Raw genomic sequence first — 234 nt, forward strand, 5'->3', positions numbered from 1 at the left:
GTCTCCACCGCCGCCTTGGTGATCGCGTTGAAGGTCACGCGCTCCACCGGCATGCCCTTGAGGGCGCGCCGCGCGGTGAGCGCCTCGACCACGTGCCAGGAGATCGCCTCGCCCTCGCGATCCGGGTCGGTCGCCAGGATCAGGCCGTCGGCGCCCTTCCGCGCCTTGACGATGTCGGAGACGCGCTTCGAGCCCCGGTCGTCGAGCTCCCACAGCATATGGAAGTCCGCCTCC

The 234-nt window shown here is 70.5% G+C and carries 1 protein-coding gene; it reads right to left on the bottom strand.

From position 1 onward, the window contains the following. On the bottom strand, window positions 1-234 hold a 234-nt coding region (locus CVH10_RS24640), incomplete at both ends, for a toprim domain-containing protein (protein WP_146143420.1).

This window comes from Halomonas sp. ND22Bw (assembly GCF_003011945.1).
GTDB classification, from domain to species: Bacteria; Pseudomonadota; Gammaproteobacteria; order Pseudomonadales; family Halomonadaceae; genus Halomonas; species Halomonas halophila.